At 67.5% G+C, this 20,300-nt stretch carries 19 protein-coding genes; 12 read left to right on the top strand and 7 right to left on the bottom strand.

Going from position 1 to position 20,300, the window contains the following annotated elements:
- The 12 genes from JHC36_RS00585 to JHC36_RS00530 form a co-directional block, all read left to right on the top strand.
- Positions 1–925: UDP-N-acetylmuramoyl-tripeptide--D-alanyl-D-alanine ligase (locus tag JHC36_RS00585; protein ID WP_287914540.1), on the top strand; the 925-nt coding region annotated here is incomplete at its 5' end.
- Entirely contained in the window at positions 915–2,093 is a 1,179-nt protein-coding gene (gene mraY, locus JHC36_RS00580; protein ID WP_287914537.1) for a phospho-N-acetylmuramoyl-pentapeptide-transferase, read from the top strand. The genes JHC36_RS00585 and mraY, both read left to right, overlap by 11 nt.
- A gap of 5 nt (positions 2,094–2,098) precedes the next feature.
- The gene (gene murD, locus JHC36_RS00575) at positions 2,099–3,619 is read left to right on the top strand and encodes a UDP-N-acetylmuramoyl-L-alanine--D-glutamate ligase (protein WP_287914534.1); all 1,521 of its coding nucleotides are present in this window, start codon (positions 2,099–2,101) and stop codon (positions 3,617–3,619) included.
- Positions 3,616–4,887: a putative lipid II flippase FtsW gene (gene ftsW, locus JHC36_RS00570; RefSeq protein WP_287914531.1), complete on the top strand. Its 1,272-nt coding sequence runs from the start codon at positions 3,616–3,618 to the stop codon at positions 4,885–4,887. The genes murD and ftsW overlap by 4 nt, the downstream gene beginning before the upstream one ends.
- Positions 4,884–6,014 carry an undecaprenyldiphospho-muramoylpentapeptide beta-N-acetylglucosaminyltransferase gene (murG, locus tag JHC36_RS00565; protein ID WP_287914529.1) on the top strand — a complete coding sequence of 377 codons (1,131 nt, stop codon included), beginning with the start codon at positions 4,884–4,886 and terminating at the stop codon, positions 6,012–6,014. Before ftsW ends, murG begins: the two co-directional genes overlap by 4 nt.
- On the top strand, positions 6,011–7,432 hold the full coding sequence (murC, locus tag JHC36_RS00560; protein WP_287914526.1) for a UDP-N-acetylmuramate--L-alanine ligase: 1,422 nt from the start codon (positions 6,011–6,013) through the stop codon (positions 7,430–7,432). The genes murG and murC overlap by 4 nt, the downstream gene beginning before the upstream one ends.
- Complete coding sequence (locus tag JHC36_RS00555; RefSeq protein WP_287914525.1) at positions 7,429–8,418, top strand: D-alanine--D-alanine ligase; 990 nt, start codon at positions 7,429–7,431, stop codon at positions 8,416–8,418. Before murC ends, JHC36_RS00555 begins: the two co-directional genes overlap by 4 nt.
- Positions 8,415–9,245, top strand: coding sequence for a cell division protein FtsQ/DivIB (locus tag JHC36_RS00550; protein ID WP_287914523.1), 831 nt, complete (start codon positions 8,415–8,417; stop codon positions 9,243–9,245). Before JHC36_RS00555 ends, JHC36_RS00550 begins: the two co-directional genes overlap by 4 nt.
- A 3-nt stretch (positions 9,246–9,248) precedes the next feature.
- On the top strand, positions 9,249–10,478 hold the full coding sequence (gene ftsA / locus JHC36_RS00545) for a cell division protein FtsA (protein ID WP_287914520.1): 1,230 nt from the start codon (positions 9,249–9,251) through the stop codon (positions 10,476–10,478).
- Positions 10,479–10,656: 178 nt separating this feature from the next.
- Positions 10,657–11,877, top strand: coding sequence for a cell division protein FtsZ (gene ftsZ / locus JHC36_RS00540; RefSeq protein ID WP_124222383.1), 1,221 nt, complete (start codon positions 10,657–10,659; stop codon positions 11,875–11,877).
- A gap of 115 nt (positions 11,878–11,992) precedes the next feature.
- Positions 11,993–12,916 (top strand): UDP-3-O-acyl-N-acetylglucosamine deacetylase, encoded by a 924-nt coding sequence (lpxC, locus tag JHC36_RS00535; protein ID WP_287914514.1) that lies wholly within the window; start codon positions 11,993–11,995, stop codon positions 12,914–12,916.
- A 10-nt stretch (positions 12,917–12,926) separates the two neighbouring features.
- The gene (locus tag JHC36_RS00530; RefSeq protein WP_170159037.1) at positions 12,927–13,103 is read left to right on the top strand and encodes a hypothetical protein; all 177 of its coding nucleotides are present in this window, start codon (positions 12,927–12,929) and stop codon (positions 13,101–13,103) included.
- Between the two features lie 187 nt (positions 13,104–13,290).
- On the opposite strand, the gene ruvC is transcribed toward JHC36_RS00530, so the two are convergent.
- The 7 genes from ruvC to JHC36_RS00495 all read right to left on the bottom strand — a co-directional run bounded on the left by ruvC (position 13,291) and on the right by JHC36_RS00495 (position 20,146).
- On the bottom strand, positions 13,291–13,839 hold the full coding sequence (gene ruvC, locus JHC36_RS00525) for a crossover junction endodeoxyribonuclease RuvC (protein ID WP_287914505.1): 549 nt from the start codon (positions 13,837–13,839) through the stop codon (positions 13,291–13,293).
- A gap of 96 nt (positions 13,840–13,935) precedes the next feature.
- A complete protein-coding gene (locus JHC36_RS00520) occupies positions 13,936–14,931 on the bottom strand; it encodes a phosphatidate cytidylyltransferase (protein WP_287914502.1) in 996 nt (331 codons plus the stop codon).
- 10 nt (positions 14,932–14,941) lie between these two features.
- The gene (locus JHC36_RS00515; RefSeq protein ID WP_287914499.1) at positions 14,942–15,562 is read right to left on the bottom strand and encodes a lysophospholipid acyltransferase family protein; all 621 of its coding nucleotides are present in this window, start codon (positions 15,560–15,562) and stop codon (positions 14,942–14,944) included.
- Complete coding sequence (gene mtgA, locus JHC36_RS00510) at positions 15,559–16,296, bottom strand: monofunctional biosynthetic peptidoglycan transglycosylase (RefSeq protein WP_287914497.1); 738 nt, start codon at positions 16,294–16,296, stop codon at positions 15,559–15,561. The genes JHC36_RS00515 and mtgA overlap by 4 nt, the downstream gene beginning before the upstream one ends.
- Positions 16,297–16,323: 27 nt before the next feature.
- A complete protein-coding gene (aroE, locus tag JHC36_RS00505; RefSeq protein ID WP_287914494.1) occupies positions 16,324–17,166 on the bottom strand; it encodes a shikimate dehydrogenase in 843 nt (280 codons plus the stop codon).
- Positions 17,163–18,029 (bottom strand): cell envelope integrity TolA family protein, encoded by an 867-nt coding sequence (locus tag JHC36_RS00500; RefSeq protein WP_287914491.1) that lies wholly within the window; start codon positions 18,027–18,029, stop codon positions 17,163–17,165. Before JHC36_RS00500 ends, aroE begins: the two co-directional genes overlap by 4 nt.
- On the bottom strand, positions 18,029–20,146 hold the full coding sequence (locus tag JHC36_RS00495) for a ribonuclease catalytic domain-containing protein (protein WP_287914488.1): 2,118 nt from the start codon (positions 20,144–20,146) through the stop codon (positions 18,029–18,031). The genes JHC36_RS00500 and JHC36_RS00495 overlap by 1 nt, the downstream gene beginning before the upstream one ends.
- Positions 20,147–20,300 lie beyond the last annotated feature (154 nt).

The following is a 20,300-nucleotide window of genomic DNA, read 5'->3' as shown; positions in this document are numbered from 1 at the left end:
GGTCGAACTCGGCATGAACCACCCTGGCGAAATCGCCCAACTCGCCGCGTGGGCGCAACCCACGGTGGCGCTCGTCAACAACGCGCAGCGCGAGCATCTGGAGTTCATGGAGACGGTCGAGGCCGTCGCCCGTGAAAACGGTAGCGTCCTCAACGCGCTGCGCGCGGACGGCACTGCCGTCATCCCCGCTGACGATGCTTACACCGCCTTGTGGCAGACTGCGGCCGGCGCACGGCGGTGTTGGCGCTTTACCGATACGCAGGAGGTGGAGGCTGAGGTGAGCGCCCAGGCCGACTGGCGCGATGGGGCATGGGCCATTGCCCTGCGCACACCCGCTGGCCACACGACCCTGACGCTGCACATGGCGGGCCGCCACAACGTGCGCAACGCAGCCGCGGCGGCAGCCTGCGCCTTGGCTGCAGGGGCGCCGCTTGAGGCGGTGCGCGCGGGGCTCGAAGCCTTCGAGCCGGTCAAAGGCCGCTCGCGGGTGCATGTGCTGCGGGGGGGCGCGCAGCCCCTGACGCTGGTCGACGACAGCTACAACGCCAACCCCGATTCGGTACGTGCAGCGATTGCCATGCTTGCCGCCTTGCCGGCGCCGCGCCTGCTGGTGCTCGGCGACATGGGCGAAGTGGGCGACCAGGGTCCGGCTTTCCATGCCGAGGCCCTGGCACTGGCGCTCGCCAGCGGCATCGAGCATGTGCATGTGCTGGGCCCGCAGTGTGCGCGCGCAGCGCAGGCGCAAGACGGCGTCGTCGCCCATGCCGACATCGACAGCCTGCTCGCGGCGGTTACAGACCTGCAGACGCAGGTTCGGAGCCTGCTCGTCAAAGGCTCGCGCTTCATGCGCATGGAGCGCGTCGTCGCCGCAATCGAAAGCCGCTCGGATCGGTCCGGCTCGGAAGGAGGTCGGCATGTTGCTTAGCCTGGCCCAGTGGTTGCAGGCCCTGCAGCCGGAATGGGGCTTTTTGCGGGTGTTCCAGTACCTGACCTTTCGCGCCGTGATGGCCGCCATGACCGCGCTGGTGATCGGGCTGGCCGCAGGCCCCGCCGTGATCCGTCGATTGACGGCGCTGAAGATCGGTCAGCCGATTCGCGGCTACGGCGTCGAATCGCACCTGGCCAAGAGCGGGACCCCGACCATGGGCGGCGTGCTCATCCTCGTGGCGCTCACGACCGCGACCTTGCTGTGGGCCGACTGGAGCAACCGCTTCATTTGGATCACGCTCGCGGTCACGCTCGGCTTTGGCGCGATCGGCTGGGTGGACGACTGGCGCAAGGTGGTGCGCAAAGACCCCGAGGGCATGCGCTCACGCGAGAAATATTTCTGGCAGTCGGTCATCGGCTTGCTCGCTGCGCTCTACCTGGTGTTCAGCATTTCGGAGAGCTCGAACGCGAAGGTGTTCGAGTTGTTCCTGACTTGGGTGCGCTCGGGCTTCGATGTCGATCTGCCGCCCAAGGCCGGTTTGCTCGTGCCCTTCTTCAAAGAGGTCAGCTACCCACTGGGCGTCGTCGGCTTCGTGGTGTTGAGCTATCTCGTCATCGTGGGCTCGAGCAACGCGGTCAACCTCACCGACGGGCTCGACGGCCTGGCGATCATGCCCGTGGTCATGGTGGGCGCGGCGCTGGGCGTGTTTGCCTACGTCACGGGCAACGCCGTGTTCGCGCGCTATCTGTTTCTGCCGCACATCCCCGGCAGCGGCGAGTTGCTGGTGTTTTGTGCGGCCATGAGCGGCGCGGGGCTGGCGTTTTTGTGGTTCAACGCGCATCCGGCCCAGGTGTTCATGGGCGACGTGGGCGCGCTTGCCCTCGGGGCGGCTTTGGGCACGGTGGCCGTGATCGTGCGCCAGGAAATCGTGCTCGCGATCATGGGTGGCGTGTTCGTCGTCGAGGCGCTGTCGGTGATGTTCCAGGTCAGCTGGTTCAAATGGACCAAGCGGCGCTATGGACAGGGACGCCGCTTGCTGCTGATGGCGCCGCTGCACCACCACTTCGAGAAGAAGGGGTGGAACGAGACTCAAGTCGTCGTTCGTTTCTGGATCCTCACGATGCTGCTGTGCCTCGTGGGCCTCTCCACGCTGAAGTTGCGCTGATCGACATGAGCCCTTTCTTGCATGATCGCCGCGTTCTGATTCTGGGCCTGGGAGCTTCGGGGCTCGCCATGGCGCGCTGGTGCACGCGCGCGGGCGCTCGGGTCACGGTCGCCGACACCCGGGCTGAGCCGCCGCAGCGATCGCGTTTGCTCGAAGATTGCCCCGGGGCGAAGTGGCTGCACGCCCCGTTCGATGCGGCCTTGCTCGATGCGGCGCAGGCGGAGTTGCTGCTGCTGAGCCCTGGCCTCACGCCCGATCAGACGGCCCAAATCCGCGAAGCCGCCCAATCGCGCGGCGTGTGGATCGGCGGCGAACTGGCGCTGTTTGCCGAGGCGCTGGCAGAGCGGGCCCAGAGCGAGGGCTATACGCCGAAGATCCTGGCCGTCACCGGCACCAACGGCAAGACGACCGTGACGGCGCTGACGGGTCAGCTGCTGGCCCGTGCGGGGCTGCAAACGGCTGTGGCCGGCAACATCGGCCCGACCCTGCTCGACACCCTGCGTGAGCGGATCGAGCAGCACGCGCTGCCCGAGGTCTGGGTACTCGAGCTCTCGAGCTTTCAGCTCGAGCACGCCGGGCGCTTCGAGCCGACGGCGGCGGCGGTGCTCAACCTGACCCAGGACCATCTGGACTGGCACGGTTCGATGGAGGCGTATGCGGCGGCGAAGGCGCGCATCTTCGGCTCTCAGGGGGTGCGGGTGCTCAATCGCGATGACGCACGGGTGATGGCCATGGTGCCGCCCGCGCCGGCCAGGGGTGCACCGGCCTTGCGCTGGGTCAGCTTTGGCTCCGATGTGCCGCAGCAGCCGCTGGACTGGGGCCTCGAGACGGTGCACGACATGACTTGGCTGGTGCGTGCCGGGGCGGCCGACGAGCTGCCGCGGCGGCGTGGCAGCGCCGAGGGTGAGAGCGCCGCAGCGCCGCTGCTGCGCTTGATGCCTGCCGATGCCTTGCGCATCCGCGGCCGCCACAACGCGCTCAATGCACTGGCGGCGCTGGCGCTGGCGACCGAAGCCGGGGCACCGCTGGCACCCATGCTGCACGGGCTGCGGGAATACCGCGGTGAGCCCCATCGCGTCGAGACGGTCGCCATCGTCGACGGCGTGGAATACATCGACGACAGCAAGGGCACCAACGTCGGGGCGACGGCCGCGGCCATCAGCGGTCTGGCGCAGGGGCGTTCGTTGGTGCTGATTCTGGGCGGCCTCGGCAAGGGGCAGGACTTTGCGCCGCTGGCACCGCTGGTGGCGCAGCATGTTCGGGCGGTCGTGCTCATCGGACAGGACGCGCCCCGGATTCGTGCGGCGCTCTCCCCCGCAGGCGTCGAGCTGATCGACGCGGCGGACATGCCCGCAGCGGTGCGCTTGGCGGCGGCGCGTGCGCGCCCGGGCGATGCGGTGTTGATGTCTCCTGCCTGTGCCAGCATGGACATGTTTGCCGATTACGCGCACCGGGCCGAGGTGTTCCGCGCGTCGGTGGCGGCCTTGGCTGCCGAGGCGGGCACACCGATCGAGGGGGTGCGATGAGTCTTGCGCAAACCATGGGGGATCGGTTCTCGTCGCTCTTTTCGCGGGCGCGGCGCGCAGCGCACCCTTCCGCCGAGCCGGTTCCGACCCCGTGGGAGCGCACGCTGCCGCGCCAGGATGGACGGGTCGCGGGCTTGGCCGCCTTTGATCAAAGCCTGGTTTGGGTGGTGCTGGCGCTGCTGACCTGGGGTCTGGTGATGGTCTATTCGGCCTCGATCGCACTGCCCGACAACCCCAAGTTCGCTGCCTATGCGGGCACGCACTTCCTGCTGCGCCACCTGTTGTCGCTGGTGCTGGGGTTCGCCGTCGCCTTGCTCGCCTATCAGGTGCCGATGCGGCGCTGGGAAGAGGCTGCGCCCTGGATCTTCATTCTGGCGCTGCTGCTGCTCGTCGCCGTCTTGATTCCGCACGTCGGCCGCGGGGTCAACGGCGCGCGTCGTTGGATTTCGCTGGGTGTCATGAACTTTCAGCCCTCGGAGTTCGCGAAGCTCGCGACCGTCCTGTACGCCTCGGACTATATGGTGCGCAAGATGGCGGTCAAGGAGCGCTTCTTCCGCGCCGTCCTGCCCATGGGGGCGGCGGTTGGCATCGTGGGCATTCTGTTGCTGGCCGAGCCCGACATGGGCGCGTTCATGGTGATTGCGATGATCGCCATGGGTATTCTGTTCCTGGGCGGTGTCAATGCGCGGATGTTCTTCTTGATCGGGGCGGTGTTGCTCGTGGCCTTCGGGTTGATGATCGGCTTGTCGGAATGGCGCCGCGAGCGCATCTTTGCTTACCTCGACCCCTGGAATGAGAAGCACGCACTGGGCAAGGGCTACCAGCTCTCGCATGCGCTGATCGCCATCGGGCGGGGCGAGGTGTTCGGCGTCGGCCTCGGCGGCAGTGTTGAAAAGCTCAACTGGCTGCCCGAAGCGCATACCGACTTTTTGCTCGCGGTGATCGGCGAAGAATTCGGGCTCGTCGGGGTGCTCAGCCTCATCGTGCTGTTTTTCTGGCTGACGCGGCGCATCATGCAGATTGGCCGCCAGGCGATCGCGCTCGACCGGGTGTTTTCGGGGCTCGTCGCGCAAGGCATCGGGATCTGGATCGGCTTTCAGGCCTTCATCAACATGGGCGTGAACCTCGGTGCCTTGCCGACCAAAGGCTTGACCTTGCCGTTCATGAGCTACGGTGGGTCGGCGATTCTGATGGGCTTGGTTTCGATGGCCATCGTGCTTCGGGTGGACTTCGAGAACCGCGCGCTGATGCGGGGAGGGCGGGTATGAGCGCCGTGCCGGAAGGTGCATCCATCCCCACGGACCGCAGCCCGCGCCCGCGTGCGCTCGTGATGGCGGGGGGCACAGGCGGGCATATCTTCCCGGGGCTTGCGGTGGCCGCCGCGCTACAGGATCGCGGCTGGCGCGTGCACTGGCTGGGTACGCCCGAGAGCATGGAGAGCCGCCTCGTCCCGCCGCAGGGCTTTGCCTTCGAGGCGATCGACTTTGGCGGTGTGCGCGGCAAGGGCTGGCGGTCCTTGTGGACGCTGCCTGCGCGGCTGCTGCGGGCGCTGGTGCAAACCTGGCGCACGCTCGACCGCGTCCAGCCGAACGTGGTCGTGGGCTTTGGGGGCTATGTCACGGCGCCGGGCGGCGCCACCGCATGTCTGCGTCGTATCCCGCTCGTGCTGCATGAGCAAAACGCGATTGCGGGTTTGGCCAATCGGGCCTTGGCGCCGTGCGCGCGGCATTGCTTCACGGCCTTCCCCGACGTGTTGCCGCGCGGGGTCTGGGTGGGCAACCCGTTGCGCGCACCGTTTTGGCAGCAACCAGAGCCGCGTGCGCGTTTTGCCGGGCGCAATGGCCCGCTGCGGGTGCTGGTCGTCGGCGGCAGTCTCGGCGCCCGCGCGCTCAACGAGACGGTGCCGCAGGCGCTGGCCCGACTCGATCCCGCGCGCCGACCGAGCGTGCTGCACCAAAGCGGCGAGAAGCAGTTCGAGGCGTTGCAAGACGCCTATGCGCAGGCCGGGGTCCAGGCGCGGCTCGTGGCCTTCATCGACGACATGGCGCACGCGCTTGCAGAGGCGGATCTGGTCATCGCCCGCGCCGGGGCTTCGACCGTGACCGAAATCGCCGCCATCGGCGCGGCAGCCGTTTTCGTCCCTTTCCCGCATGCCGTGGACGACCATCAGACGCACAACGCGCGCTTTCTTGTCGAACGCGGCGGGGGCTGGCTGATGAACCAGACCGACTTCACGCCCGAGCGGCTGGCGGCGTTTCTCGCCGGCCTCGACCGTGCGGAATTGCTGCGGCGCGCCGAGGCCGCCCATGCGGCCCGCCGGGCCGGAGCGACCGAGGCGATCGTCGACGCCTGTGAGCGGCTGCTCGAGCCGCAGATCACGAGAGATTCCCCATGAAACACGCGATTCGTCACATCCATTTCGTCGGCATCGGCGGCTCGGGCATGAGCGGTATTGCCGAAGTGCTGCACAACCTGGGCTACACGGTGTCGGGTTCCGATCTGGCCGACAGCGCGAGCTTGCAGCGGCTGCGCGCGCAGGGCATCCGCACCTTCGTGGGCCACGCCGCCGAGCAGGTCGAGGGTGCCGATGCGGTGGTGGTCTCGACCGCCGTGCGCGCAGACAACCCCGAGGTGCTGGCCGCGCGTGCGCGCCATGTGCCGATCGTCCCGCGTGCGGTCATGCTCGCCGAGCTCATGCGGCTCAAGCAGGGCATTGCGATCGCGGGCACGCACGGCAAGACGACCACGACCAGCCTGGTCGCGAGCGTGCTGGCCGAAGGCGGGCTCGACCCGACCTTCGTGATCGGCGGGCGGCTCAACAGCGCCGGCGCGAATGCGCGACTCGGGCAAGGCGAATACATCGTCGTCGAGGCCGATGAATCCGACGCCTCGTTCCTGAACCTGATGCCCGTGATGGCCGTCGTCACCAACATCGACGCCGACCACATGGAGACCTACGGGCACGACTTCGCGCGCTTGAAGGACGCGTTCGTCGACTTCCTGCACCGCATGCCTTTTTACGGCACGGCGATTCTGTGCATCGACGATCCCGGCGTGCGCTCGATCTTGCCCCGCGTCTCGCGCCCGATCACGAGCTACGGCTTCAGCGAGGAGGCGCAGGTCCGGGCGGTCGATGTGCGGGCGGTCGGCGCGCAGATGCAGTTTCGCGTGCAGCGCCGCAACGGCGTGACGCTGCCCGATCTCGAAGTCACCCTGAACCTAGCCGGCGAGCACAACGTGCGCAATGCGCTGGCAGCAATCGCGGTTGCCGTCGAGCTCGATGTCCCGGACGACGCGGTCTTGCGGGCACTCGCCGGATTCAAAGGCGTGGGGCGGCGCTTTCAGAACTATGGCGACTGGCCCGCGCGCGATGGCGGGCGGTTCACCGTGCTCGACGACTATGGCCACCATCCGGTCGAGATGGCGGCGACGCTCGCTGCGGCCCGGGGGGCCTTTCCGGGCCGACGCCTGGTGCTGGCCTTTCAGCCGCATCGCTACACCCGCACGCGGGACTGCTTCGAGGATTTCGTTCGGGTGCTTGGGCTCGCAGACCTCGTGCTGCTCACCGAGGTTTACCCCGCGGGCGAAGCGCCGATCGTCGCCGCCGACGGGCGCAGCCTGGCGCGCGCGCTGCGGGTCGGCGGGCAGGTCGAGCCGGTTTTCGTCGAGTCGGTGGCCGAGCTGCCTCAGGTCATCCTCGAGCAGGCCCGCGGCGGCGACGTGGTGCTGTGCATGGGCGCGGGTTCGATCGGAGCCGTACCGGGCAAAGTGGTCGAATTACTTCAAAAACAAGAGCAAGAGGTGACCGGATGACGCCGGCAATCCAAGAAAAAGCATCAAAAATGGGCAAGGTCGCCGTCCTCATGGGCGGGCGCTCGGCCGAGCGTGAGATTTCCTTGCTCTCGGGCGCGGGGGTCTTGCAGGCGCTGCGGGCCTGCGGTGTCGATGCCGAGGCCTTCGACCCGGCCGAACGCCCGATCTGCGCACTGAAGGACGAAGGCTATGCGCGCTGCTTCATCGCGCTGCACGGACGCTACGGCGAAGACGGCAGCGTTCAGGGCGCGCTCGAGCTGCTCGGCATTCCCTACACCGGCTCGGGCGTGATGGCCTCGGCGGTGGCGATGGACAAGGTGATGACCAAGCGCTTGTGGCAGGCGCAGGGCTTGTCGACGCCGCGCTTCGTTTGGCTCCAGCCGCAGGAGCAGAGCCGCGAACGCGTGCGCGCCGTACCCGATGAGCTGGGGCTGCCGCTGATCGTCAAGCCCCCGCGTGAGGGCTCGTCGCTCGGGGTCAGCAAGGTGCGGGGCGATACGGACATGGACGAGGCGGTGGCGCTCTCGGCGCGTTACGACGCCGATGTGCTGTGCGAGGAATTCATCGAGGGCGAGGAAGTGACCTGCGCCGTGCTCGGGTCCGGTGCCGAGGCCAGGGCTCTGCCGGTGATCCGCATCGTTGCGCCCGAAGGTGCCTACGACTACCAAAACAAATACTTCACCGACAGCGTGCGCTACCTCTGCCCGAGCGGTCTGCCGCCCGAGGAAGAGGCCGAAATCCAGCGCCTGACGCTGGCCGCCTACCGCGCGCTCGGCTGCCGAGGTTGGGGCCGGGCCGACCTGATGATTCGCGCCAGCGACCGCAAGCCCTTCCTGCTCGAGATGAACACCTCGCCGGGCATGACCGGTCACTCACTGGTGCCGATGGCCGCGCGGGCTGCGGGCCTGGGCTACGAAGAACTGTGCCTGCTCGTGCTCGAGTCCGCGAGCCTCGACAACACTGCCGGTGGAGGCGCTCACTCATGAGCCCCAGCCCGCTGCCGCTCGACGTGCGACTGATGAATGCCACCGCGGGCGTTTTGTTCGCGGGCGTGTTCCTGTTCGCGCTGGTCGCCCTGCTGGGCTGGGCGGCACGGCATCCGGCCTTCGACATCCGCGCCATCGTCGTCGATGGCGAGGTCACCCACAACAATGCCGTGACCCTGCGCGCGAACGTCGCACCGCGCTTGCGCGGCAATTTCTTCACGATCGACCTCAAGGATGTGCGCGTCGCGTTCGAGGCCGTACCCTGGGTGCGTCGGGCATTCGTGCGGCGCGAGTTTCCCTATCGGCTGCACGTGACGCTCGAAGAGTTCCAGCCCGTGGCCTTGTGGGCGCGGGACGACACCGACGTCGATGCCCGGCTCATCGACCGCACGGGCGTCCTGTTCGACGCCAACCTGGGCGATGTGGACGTCGATGCACTGCCGCGTCTTTGGGGGCCGCCACAGCGTGCCGCCGAGATCCTGGCCACGCTCAGGGCGCTGAGGCCCCTGTTCGCGCCGCTCGACGCGGAGCTGGTGGGCCTCGATCTCACCGAGCGTGGCCAGTGGCGTGCCGAGCTCGACAACGGCGGCCGCATCGAACTCGGGCGTGGTGAGGCGGCTGAACTCATCGAACGCAGTCGCCGCTTCGTAGCAACGGCCGCGCAGGTCGCTGCGCGCTACCACCGCAGCGCCGATGCGATCGAGGCAGCCGATCTGCGCTATCCCCGCGCCTATGCCCTGCGACTCAAGGGGGTGACGACCGTGAGCGCCGCGCTGCCGTCGCGCAAGGGCCCGGCCCCTCAGCCCCAGACGAAACGAAATGGATGAATCATGGCCAAGGAATACAAGGACCTCGTCGTCGGACTCGATATCGGAACCTCCAAAGTGATGGTGGTCGTCGGGGAGGTGCTCGCCAACGGTGAACTCAAACTGGCGGGCCTAGGGGTTGCGCCGAGTCAGGGGCTCAAGCGCGGCGCCGTCGTCACCATCGAGGCGACGGTCCAGAGCATCCAGCAGGCGCTCAAAGAAGCCGAACTGATGGCCGACTGCAAGATCACCCGGGTGCTCACGGGCATCACCGGCAGCCACATCCGCGGCTTCAACTCGAGCGGCATGGTGGCGATCAAGGACAAGGAGGTGACGCCCTCGGACGTCGCCCGTGTGATGGAGACCGCCAAGGCCATCAACATCTCGACCGACCAGCGGCTGCTGCTCGTCGAGGCGCAGGAATTCATCATCGACGGGCAGGAGGTCAAAGAGCCCATCGGCATGAGCGGCATCCGGCTCGAGGCCAAGGCGCACATCGTCACCGGCGCGCAAAGCGCGGCCGAAAACATCCTCAAGTGCGTGCGGCGCTGTGGGCTCGAAGTCGAGCAGCTCTTGCTCCATCCGCTCGCGTCGAGCCAGGCCGTACTCACGCCCGATGAGCGCGAACTGGGCGTGGCCTGCGTCGACATCGGCGCCGGCACCACCGACGTGGCCATCTTCTCGGGCGGGTCGATACGCCACACCGCCGTGATTCCGATCGCGGGCGACCTCATCACCAGCGACATTGCGATGGCGCTGCGCACGCCCACGCGCGATGCCGAGGAAATCAAGGTCGAAGCCGGCTGCGCCAAGCAGTTGCTGGCCGACCCCGAGCAGCAGGTCGAAGTGCCGGGTCTGGGCGACCGCGAGCCCCGCATGATCAGCCGCCAAGCGCTCTCGGGCGTCATCGAGCCCCGCGTCGAGGAAATCTTCGCCCTGGTGCAACAGGTCATCCGCGAGTCGGGTTTCGAGGAAGTGCTGTCGTCGGGCGTCGTGCTCACCGGCGGCTCGAGCGTCATGCCCGGCATGGTCGAACTGGGCGAAGACATCTTTCTCAAGCCGGTCCGCCGGGGCCTGCCGCATTACACGGGCGCCCTCGCCGACATGGTGGCGCAGCCGCGCTGCGCCACGGTGCTCGGCCTGATGGAAGAGGCGCGGCTCGCCCGGCTGCGCGGCTTCAAGGCGGCCCGGCAGGTCGGGACGGTCAAGAGCGCCTTCGGGCGCATCAAGGACTTCATCGTGGGGAATTTCTGACCATGTGCCCGATGCCCTTGGGAACCCGCGCGCGGCGGGGTGCCGTGCGCAAGCGAATGCGCAAGCGGTGGTGCGGTCCGGCCGCGCCACCGCGCCCCGCCGCCGATGGTCCGGTTCAGTCCATCCCATTCCGTTTTCATTTGAGTTTCAGTTTCAGTTTCAACGTAAGGAGCGCCCCATGAGCATCGAAATGATCGAAGTCGAAGAATTCAACCAAGGCACGCAAATCAAGGTGATCGGCGTCGGTGGCGGCGGCGGCAATGCGGTCGAGCACATGATCGAACGCGCCGTCGGTGGTGTGGAATTCATCTGCGCGAACACCGATGCCCAGGCGCTGGCGCGCAGCTCGGCGCACCGCACCATCCAGCTCGGCACCAGCGGGCTCGGCGCCGGAAGCAAGCCCGACAAAGGCCGCGAAGCCGCCGAGGCGGCAGCCGACGACATCCGTGCGGCGATCGAAGGCGCGCACATGCTGTTCATCACCGCCGGCATGGGCGGCGGCACGGGCACGGGCGCGGCACCGGTGATTGCACGTATTGCGAAGGAAATGGGCATCTTGACCGTGGGCGTGGTGACCAAACCCTTCGATTGGGAGGGCGGGCGCCGCATGACCAACGCCGACCAGGGTCTGGCCGAGCTCGAGGCCAATGTCGACTCGCTCATCGTCGTCCTGAACGAAAAACTGCTCGAGGTGCTCGGTGACGATGTCACGCAGGACGAGGCCTTTGCGCACGCCAACGACGTGCTCAAGAACGCGGTCGGCGGTATTGCGGAAATCATCAACGTGCCAGGCCACGTCAACGTCGACTTCGAAGACGTGCGCACCGTCATGGGAGAGCCCGGCAAGGCCATGATGGGCACGGCGGTGGCCAGCGGTCCGGACCGCGCGCGCATCGCTGCCGAGCAGGCCGTAGCCTGCCCGCTGCTCGAAGGCATCGACCTCTCGGGCGCCAAGGGCGTGCTGGTGCTGATCACGGCGGCCAAGGGCAGCCTCAAGCTCTCCGAATCGAAGCTGGCGATGAACACCATCCGCGCCTACGCCTCGCCCGATGCGCACGTCATCTACGGTACCGCGTACGACGATACGCTGGGGGACAACATCCGCGTCACCGTCGTCGCCACGGGCTTGTCGCGCCAGGGTGCGCGGCGCACGGCGCCGCCGCTGCAGGTGCTGCGCACCGGCACGGACAACCAGCCGATTGCCCATGCGCAGGCCGGCGCGACGGCGACCGGCCCAGGCATGGCGGGCGCGGCGACCGATTTCAGCGACATCAGCACCCGGCCCGCGGTCTGGCGCCAGCCCAACCGCACCCAGGCCGCCCAGCGCGTCGACGCGCTGGTGATGGGCGGCATGGACGACATCGACATCCCGGCTTACCTGCGCAAGCAGGCCGATTGAGGGCAGTGCTGCAACCCGCGCCTTGCGCCGCGTCGCGGAGGCTGGGTCCGCGTTGCTGCAAGGTCATGGAGTCCCCAGGCCGGCTCGGCGGACGGGGACTTCATACAATCGCGCGATGCTCGCTCAACATACGCTCAAGTCGCTCACCCGTGCCGTCGGCGTGGGCCTGCACAGCGGCCAACGGGTGGAGCTGACCCTGCGGCCCGCGCCGGTCGATACGGGCATCGTGTTCCGCCGCGTCGATCTGGCCGAACCGGTCGACATTCCCGTGTCGGCCGAGGCCGTCGTCGACACCCGGCTCGCGTCCACCATCGGCCGCGGGGATGTTCGGGTGCTCACCGTCGAGCATCTGATGTCGGCCTGCGCCGGGCTTGGGGTGGATAACCTCTATGTCGACATCACCGCCGAAGAAGTCCCGATTCTGGACGGGTCGGCAGCATCGTTCGTGTACTTGCTCAGCAGCGCGGGCCTCGAGCGTCAGCCGGCGCCGCGCCGCTTCGTGCGCGTCACCGATGCCATCGAGGTGCGCGAGGGTCAGGGAGCCGATGAAAAGTGGGCGCGCCTGATGCCCTATGAGGGCTTTCGGCTGAGTTTCGAGATCGACTTCGACCATCCTGCCGTCGACGCCACCGGCCAGCGGGTGATGTTCGACCTTGCCGACGGTTCCTACGCGCGCGACATTGCGCGGGCGCGCACCTTTGGCTTCACGCGCGACGTCGAGGCGCTGCGGTCGAAGGGGCTGGCGCTCGGCGGGGGGCTGGACAACGCCATCGTGATGGACGACTACCGCGTGCTCAATGCCGACGGGCTGCGTTACGACGATGAGTTCGTCAAGCACAAGATACTCGACGCGATGGGCGACCTCTATCTTCTCGGGCATCCCCTGTTGGCGGCGTACAGCGCGTTTCGCTCGGGACATGCGCTCAACAACCGACTGCTGCGCGCCTTGCTGGCGCGGCGCGACGCCTGGGAGTGGGTGAGCTTCGAAGACGAGCAACGCGCGCCGCGCGGGTTTGCGCAGCCGGCGCTGGCCTGGTGAGGCGGGCTCGATGCTGCTGTTTCGCTGGATTCTGCTGCTGCTCTTGCTCGGCGCAGGCACCGCGTTCGCGTTCTACATCGCCACCGGCCAGGTGCGTTTTCGGCGTTTTGGCCTTCAATTGCTCAAGTGGGTGCTGGTCGCGGGCTTGATGTTCTTTGGCGTCCTCATCCTCGAACGGCTCGCCTGAGCGCACCGCTCGAGGGGAACGGTGCTCAGAGGCTGAGAGGGAATTGGGCGTGCCCGAAGGGGCGCCCCAAAACGCGCCCGAGTAGGCGCAAAGCACAGCCGTAGCTCGGGCTACGGCGCGCATTTGCAACGCCCTCTGGCGTGTTTTGGGGCGTCAAAGCGGGTATGACCAATTCCCTCTCAGCCTCTCAGTGCCCGCGGCCACCACGGTACATCCCGCTGGTCGTGCGCTTGAGCGGGTGGGCGGCTTCGAGGCGCGCGAGGGATGCGCCCGCGTGGGCATGGGTGATGGCGAGCCCGAGCGCGTCGGCGGCGTCTTGCCGGGGAATGGCGGGCAGGTTCAGCAGTCGCCGCACCATTTCCTGAATCTGGGCCTTGGTGGCATGGCCATGGCCGGTGATGGCGCGCTTCATCTGCAGCGCGGTGTATTCGGCCACCGCGAGGTCGCAGGCGACCAAAGCCGTGACGCAAGCACCGCGCGCCTGCCCGAGCAGCAGCGTGGCCTGCGGGTTCACGTTGACGAAGACGATTTCCACCGAGGCTGCATCGGGCCGATAACGGGCGTGCAGTTCCCGGATGCCCTCGAACAGCAGCTTGAGACGCGCGGGCAGATCGCCGACCGGCGCGGCCGAGGTCTTGATGACGCCGCTGGCGACATAAGCCAGTGCGGAACCTTCGGTGTCGATGACGCCAAAGCCCGTCACCTGCAAACCCGGATCGATGCCCAAAATGCGCATGGTGTCCAATCTACGCTGAAAGTTTGCACCGCGCCGCCTCGATGCGACGCCGTGCCGGTGCCCGGTGCTGTCTCAGGGCCGTGTCGGACCCGAGGCTCAATGCAAACCAAAAGTCCATCGGATGGAGTGAAAAAACACCGGCGCCGCAAAACTCAGGGCGTCGACCCGATCGAGCAGGCCGCTCGCGCCCGTGACCGAGCGGCCTTGCGAACCCCAGCTTGGAATGCCGCGGTCGCGTTTGATGGCTTTCATGACCAAGTGACCCAGTGAGCCCGAGGCGCAGGCGATCAACGCCATCGCCAGCGCCTGGCCGGGCTTGAACGGCGTAATTCCGGCGAGCAAGCCACCCAGCAAGCCGCCTGCGGCCATGCCCCAGCCCCATGACGTCCAATGGAAGCTCCGGCTGATTCGCGGAGCGACGGGCGGGCGCCGCAGCCAACGGCCGGCGAGATGCTGCGCGAGCATCCCGGTTTGCACCACGGCGGCCAGGAAGAAGACGAGGAAGGCATTGCGCTCCGTGCCCCAGCCCGGAAACTGCAGCAACAGCAGTGCCGGCACATGGCTCAGTCCGTAGACACAGACCATGATGCCCCACTGCAGCTTGGCCGTGCGCTCGAGGAAATGTTCGGGGTCGTCGGCGAGCGCACTGACCACGGGCAGCGCGAGAAAGACGTAGACCGGGATGAAGACGGTGAACCGGTCGAACTGCCCCGTCCAGACGAGCCAAAACTGGGTCGGAAGCACGACGAAAAACGCGAGGACGAGGCTGCGGTGGTCGCGCCGGCTGGGCGGCGAGAGCGTGACGAACTCGCGCAGTGCGAAGAAGGCGACGAAGGCAAACAACAGGGTTGCGACGCCCCCGCCGAGCACCCAAGCGAGCCAAAAGACCGACACCATGACCCAGGTCGTGCGCAGCAGTCGACGGGCCTCGCGCAGCCGGGCTTGGCGCAGCGACGCTGTGGCAGGCTCGCCCGTGTCCCGCAGCGCCAACAGGGTGTAGACGATGCTCGCGAGGGCGAGCAGGCCGAACACCATCAGAAACAGCGCGCCGACCTGTTGGTGGGCGCTGAGGCTACGAAAGAAGTGATTCATGCGCGGAGATTCAGGTCTGTCGAAGCGCGATCACCGCGGCGCGGGCGCGTTCGAGAAAGGCGGCGCGATCTTCGCCCGGCTCCAGCCGGATGGGCGGCCCGAAAGTGACGGAACACAACACCGGCACGGGAACGAATTCGCCTTTGGGCATGAGTCGCTGCACATTGTCGATCCAGGTGGGCACCAGGACGACATCGGGGAAACGCAGGGCCAGGTTATAGAGGCCAGCTTTGAACGGCTGCGGCTCTGCGCCATGGCCCCGCGTGCCTTCGGGGAAGAGAATGAGCGAATCCCCTTTTTCGAGGGCTTCGATCAGCGGGGCCAAGGGGTCTTCGTCGCCCCGACGCTCGCGGTCGACATACACCGCGTGGAAGACTTCGGTGGTGATCCACTTTCGAAACCGCGTCTTCGTCCAGTAGTCCTTCGCGGCGATTGGACGCGTGATGGCGCGCAGCTCCTCGGGCAGCGCGGCCCAGATCAGCACGAGGTCGGCGTGGCTTTGGTGGTTGGCGAAGTAAATGCGTTGCTCGGCCTTTGGCGGACAGCCGACCCAACGTGCCTGGGCCCCGGTCAGCAGGCGAACGAGGCCGAGCAGGAAGCCGCCGACCAGGCGCGCAAGCAGGCGGTTCATGGGAGTTCCACGGCCGGCATACGGCCCAAAATGATTTCGGCGCGGTGGCTCAGGTAGGCCGATTGGGGGAGCTTCTCGAAATACTTGGGGCGCGGCAGCATCACGGCGAGGCGCGCGGCCTCCCATGCGCTGAGCTGGGCTGCCGACTTGCGGTAGTAGTGCTGGGCGGCGGCCTCGGCCCCGAAAATTCCCTCGCCCCATTCGACGTGGTTGAGGTAGATCTCGAGGATGCGTTGTTTGCTGAGGAAGGCCTCGAGCATTAGCGTCAGCACAAACTCCTGTCCTTTGCGCAGCAAGGTGCGTTCGCCCGAGAGCAACAAATTCTTCGCCAGCTGCTGCGTGATGGTGGAGCCGCCGACGATCTTGGGCGTGGGCGCCCCGCGGGCGGCGCGGGCGAGCGCGGAGCGGCGTGCTGCAGCGGCTTCGGCTTGGGCGTTTTTCTCCCAGGCTTTTTCAAGCGCTTCCCAGTCCACGCCCTCATGGTTGACGAAGTCGGCGTCCTCGCTGGCGATGACGGCGCGCTTGAGGGTATCGGAGATCCGCGCGTACGGCACCCAGCGCTGGCTCCAGCGCAGGCGGTCCTTCTGGGTCAGGAGCCGCCAGGCTTCCGAGCGCTCGAAGGTCGTGGACTCGGGGTTGACCACCGCCAGGGTCGCGATGCGCGCCAAAAAGAACAGCTGCAGGCCGAGCGCGGACAGCGCGACCCACAGCACCCAACGCGAGAAGAATTTCATCACTGCCACCCGCTGCGACTCAGGCTCTCAGTCGAGCCGCGCGCGCAGTTCGGCGAGTACCGACGCCGTCGGCGGCCGCACGCCGCGCCAGCGCGCAAACGCCTCTGCGGCTTGCTCCACCAGCATGCCGAGACCGTCGCGGGTGCGGGCGCCGTGCCGCTCGGCCCAAGCCAGGAAGGCACGCGCCGCCGGGCCGTACATCATGTCGAGCACCAGCGCTTCGGGGCGCAGCACCGTCGCATCCACGGGGGATGTGGCCCCGGCGAGGCTGCTGGACGTCGCATTGATCACGAGGTCGAAGCCGCTGGCCAGCCGGGCCGCGTCGGTGGCGCACGCGAGCAGCTCGGTGCCGCCGGCTGCTGCAAGGGCAGCATGCCGGTCGACGAGTTCCTGTGCCCGCCCGACGGTGCGATTGGCAACGACCAGCCGGCGGGGTCGCTCGCGCAGCAGCGGCCCCAGCACGCCGGCCGCGGCGCCGCCCGCGCCGATGAGCAGCAGATCGCGGCCCGCCAGCGTCTCGCCGGCGTTGCGCGTCAGGTCGGCAACGAGGCCTGCGCCGTCGGTGTTGTCCGCGACGATGCGCTCGCCGTCGAAGCTCAGCGTGTTGGCTGCACCCGCCAACGCCACGGCGGGGCTGCGCTCGTGCGCGAGGGCTGCGGCTTCGTGTTTGAACGGCACGGTGACGTTACAGCCACGCAGGCCTTGCGCGCGCAGCTGAGTCAGCGTCTGCGCGAACCCGTCGAGCGGGGCGAGCACTGCCTCGTACACGATGGGCTCGCCCGTGAGCTGCGCAAAGCGGGCATGGATCCAGGGCGAACGACTGTGGGCCACGGGATGGCCGACGACGGCATAACGATCGGGTGGGTTCATTGCTCGCGCAGTTTGGTCTCGAGCGTGTCTTCGCGCGTGAACTTGAAGCGCGAGACGACGACGATTTGGTCGCTCTTGCGGCGCATTTCCGGCGAAAAGCGGCCGAATGGCCCGGCTTCTCGGGCGATGGCCTCGGCACGGCGATCCAGGGCTCGGTTGCCCGAACTCTCGACGACCTCGGTTCGTACCACGCGACCCTGTTGGTCGACCGTGACGATCATCGTCAATTCGCCATAGAGTTTCTGGCCAGCCAGTTCGGGGAAGTTCTCGGTACCTTTGTCTTCGATCTTCCGGCGCAGGCGGTCGTAGTACACCGCGTATTCGGCCTCACGGGTCGAGGGGCTGATGAAGCGCTTGCGCGGCCGGGCGTTTTCCTGGTTGATGCGGCGCTCGATTTCAGCCAGCAGTTGCAGCAATTGGCGGCGCCGCTCCTCGACGGCCCGGTCGGCGGTGTCTGCCTGGTCGGCCGGCGCGCGCGGCATGTTGAGGCTGTCGAGCTGGCGGCGGATTTCGGCCATGAGCTGCTGCTGCCGCTGCTGCAAGGCTTCGATGCGCTTTTGCTCTTCTTCGGCGTCGTCCCCGAGTTCGGTCAACGCCGACGCCGGGGTTGGCGTGGTGGCGCGGCCGCGCTCGGCGTCTCCGCCGCCGGCGAGCGCGTGTTGCGCAATGGCTTGCGCGTGACGCGGGTCGGGCTTCTCGGTGCTCTTCGCGTTGACGAGGATGACTTCGAGCGGCGTGTCCTCGAACAGGCGGTCGAAGCGCTCGGGGTCGACGAAGCGGATCGTGAGCAGCACGCCATGCACGAGCACGGACACGAGCAGCGCCCAGTGCAAGGTGTCGAGGCGTCGAAGCAGATCCGGCATCACGGCGTGTGGGGCTCCGTTTCGTTGGCGATGGCGTTGCCGGCGGGCGGCTCGGCCGCGGGCTCTTCGACCTCGAGCGCGATGGCGATCGGGCCGGCGGCGACCTCGGGCTCTAAACCATCTTCTTCGCCCTCGTCTTCGGCCTCGGCAAGTGCCGCCACGTCGGGTGCGGCGTCGAGCCGCTCGAGCACGGTCGCGTTCACATCGAGCGTGATCGCGTCGATGGCGCCAAGTTTGACGCGTACCCGCGCGCCGCGCTCGAGCGCACCGCCGCCGAGCGTCGTGAACACCAGCGGCAGCGCGTCGGCACGGGCCAGCCAGACACCGCCGCCGTTGTCGCGCAGCAACGTGGCTTCGAGTTCCGTGATCTGGTTTTGCTCGAGGTATTTGAGCGTCCAGAAACGCTCCATCGCGGCCTGGTAGCCGTTGTAGGCGCTGTAGGCGGCGTCAAAGGCGCTGATGATGGAAAACAGCTCGGCATCCTTGGGCTTGAACGGCGCGGCCAGCGCGGCGGTGCGACCGTGGCGGGCACAAGCGATGATTTGCCATTGGTTGACGAGGTCGGTGTAGCGACGCAGCGGCGAGGTGCTCCACGCATACGCCGGCACACCCAGGCCGGCGTGCGGCAGCGCCTTGGTGCCCATGCGCACCTTGACACCAGGCGCCATCGAGGCCTGGCTGCGGTAGATCGCGGGCACGCCGAGTTCGGCCAGCCACTGGCCCCAGGTGCTGTTGGCCAGGATCATGGCCTCGGCCACGATCAGGTCGAGCGGCGCGCCGCGTTTGCGCGGCGTGATGTCCACCCGCTCCTCGCCGGTGGGGACGGCACCGTCGTTGCCGATCAGCCGGAAGGTGTAATCCGGCCGGTTGAAGTTCTCGGGCTTGCCGCGCACCTGCTCGCGGCCGGCCTTGAGGTGCTGCGCCAGTCGATATAAAAATGAGAGCGTCGAGTGACCGATTGACGCCGGCGTTACCGGGTTTTCTTTCGAAATCTCGGGGTTTTCCAGCCACTCGGCGGTGACGACCGCATCGAGCTGGTCGTGGCGCAGGTTGGCGACGATGGGCACGCGCTCGAGTCGGGTTTCATGGCCCTCGATCGCCAGCGTCGCCTCGTCGACGGTCACGTAGAGCGACACCGCCGGCACCGCGCGCCCTTCGGAGAGCGTATAGGCCTGCACCACGGCCTCGGGCAGCATGGTGATCTTGTAGCCGGGCATGTAGACGGTGGACAGGCGGCTGCGACCGAGCTGATCGAGCGCGCTGCCCGGCGTGATCGCCAGGCCCGGTGCGGCGATGTGGATGCCCACCGTGACCTTGCCGCTGCCCAAGCCCTGCACCGAGAGCGCGTCGTCGATTTCGGTGGTGTGCGAGTCGTCGATCGAATAGGCCTCGACGCCCTCGGCGAGCGGCAACTCCTCGGCGATCGCCGGCGCCTGAACCTCGGGAAAGCCCGTGCCCTTGGGGAAGTGCTCGAACAGAAAGCGCTGCCAGTGGAATTCGTAGGGCGAGGCGATGGCGCCGGCCGCTTGCAGCAGCGCCAGCGGCGAGCGCTGCGTCTGCCGTGCGGCTTCGACCACGGCTTTGTACTCGGGCGCGTTCTTGTCGGGCCGGAAGAGGATTTTGTAGAGCTGGCTGCGGATCGGCTCGGGGCAGCGGCCGGCGGCGAGTTCAGCGGCCCAGGCTTCGATTTGCGCGGCGACCTGCTTCTTCTTCTCGATGGCGGCGAGCGCCTGCTGCAACACCTCGGCGCTGGCCTTGCGAAAACGCCCTTTGCCGGCGCGGCGGAAATAGTGCGGCGCTTCAAACAGCCGCAGCAAGGTCGCCGCGCGCTCGACCACCGTAGCCTGGGCGCTGAAATATTCCTGTGCCAGGTCGGCGTAGCCGAACTCGTCCTCAGGGGCGAATTCCCAGGCCAGATCGAGCTCGATCTGCGCCGCCAGCGCCTGCGCCTGCGCCAGCAATTCGGCCGGTGCGGGCTTGTCGAACTTCAGCAGGATGTTCTGCGCCTTGACCTTGACGCGTTTGCCGCTGTCGAGCTCGATTTGAGCCGAGCTTTCGGCTTCGGAGAGCACCCGACCGACGAGGAATTTGCCCGTGTCTTCAAACAATGCATGCATGGGCTCGGATTGTCCCAGCTTTCGGCGGCCAGCCGTCAGAGGCTGAGAGGGAATTGGGCGTGCCCGAAGGGGCGCCCCAAAACGCGCCCGAGTAGGCGCAAAGCACAGCCGTAGCTCGGGCTACGGCGCGCATTTGCAACGCCCTCGGGCGTGT

The sequence above is a fragment of the Tibeticola sp. genome (assembly GCF_022759015.1).
In the GTDB taxonomy this organism is placed as follows: Bacteria; Pseudomonadota; Gammaproteobacteria; order Burkholderiales; family Burkholderiaceae_C; genus Tibeticola; species Tibeticola sediminis.
Note: the sequence above shows the minus strand (reverse complement) of the source record. Positions and strands in the feature narration are given on the sequence as shown.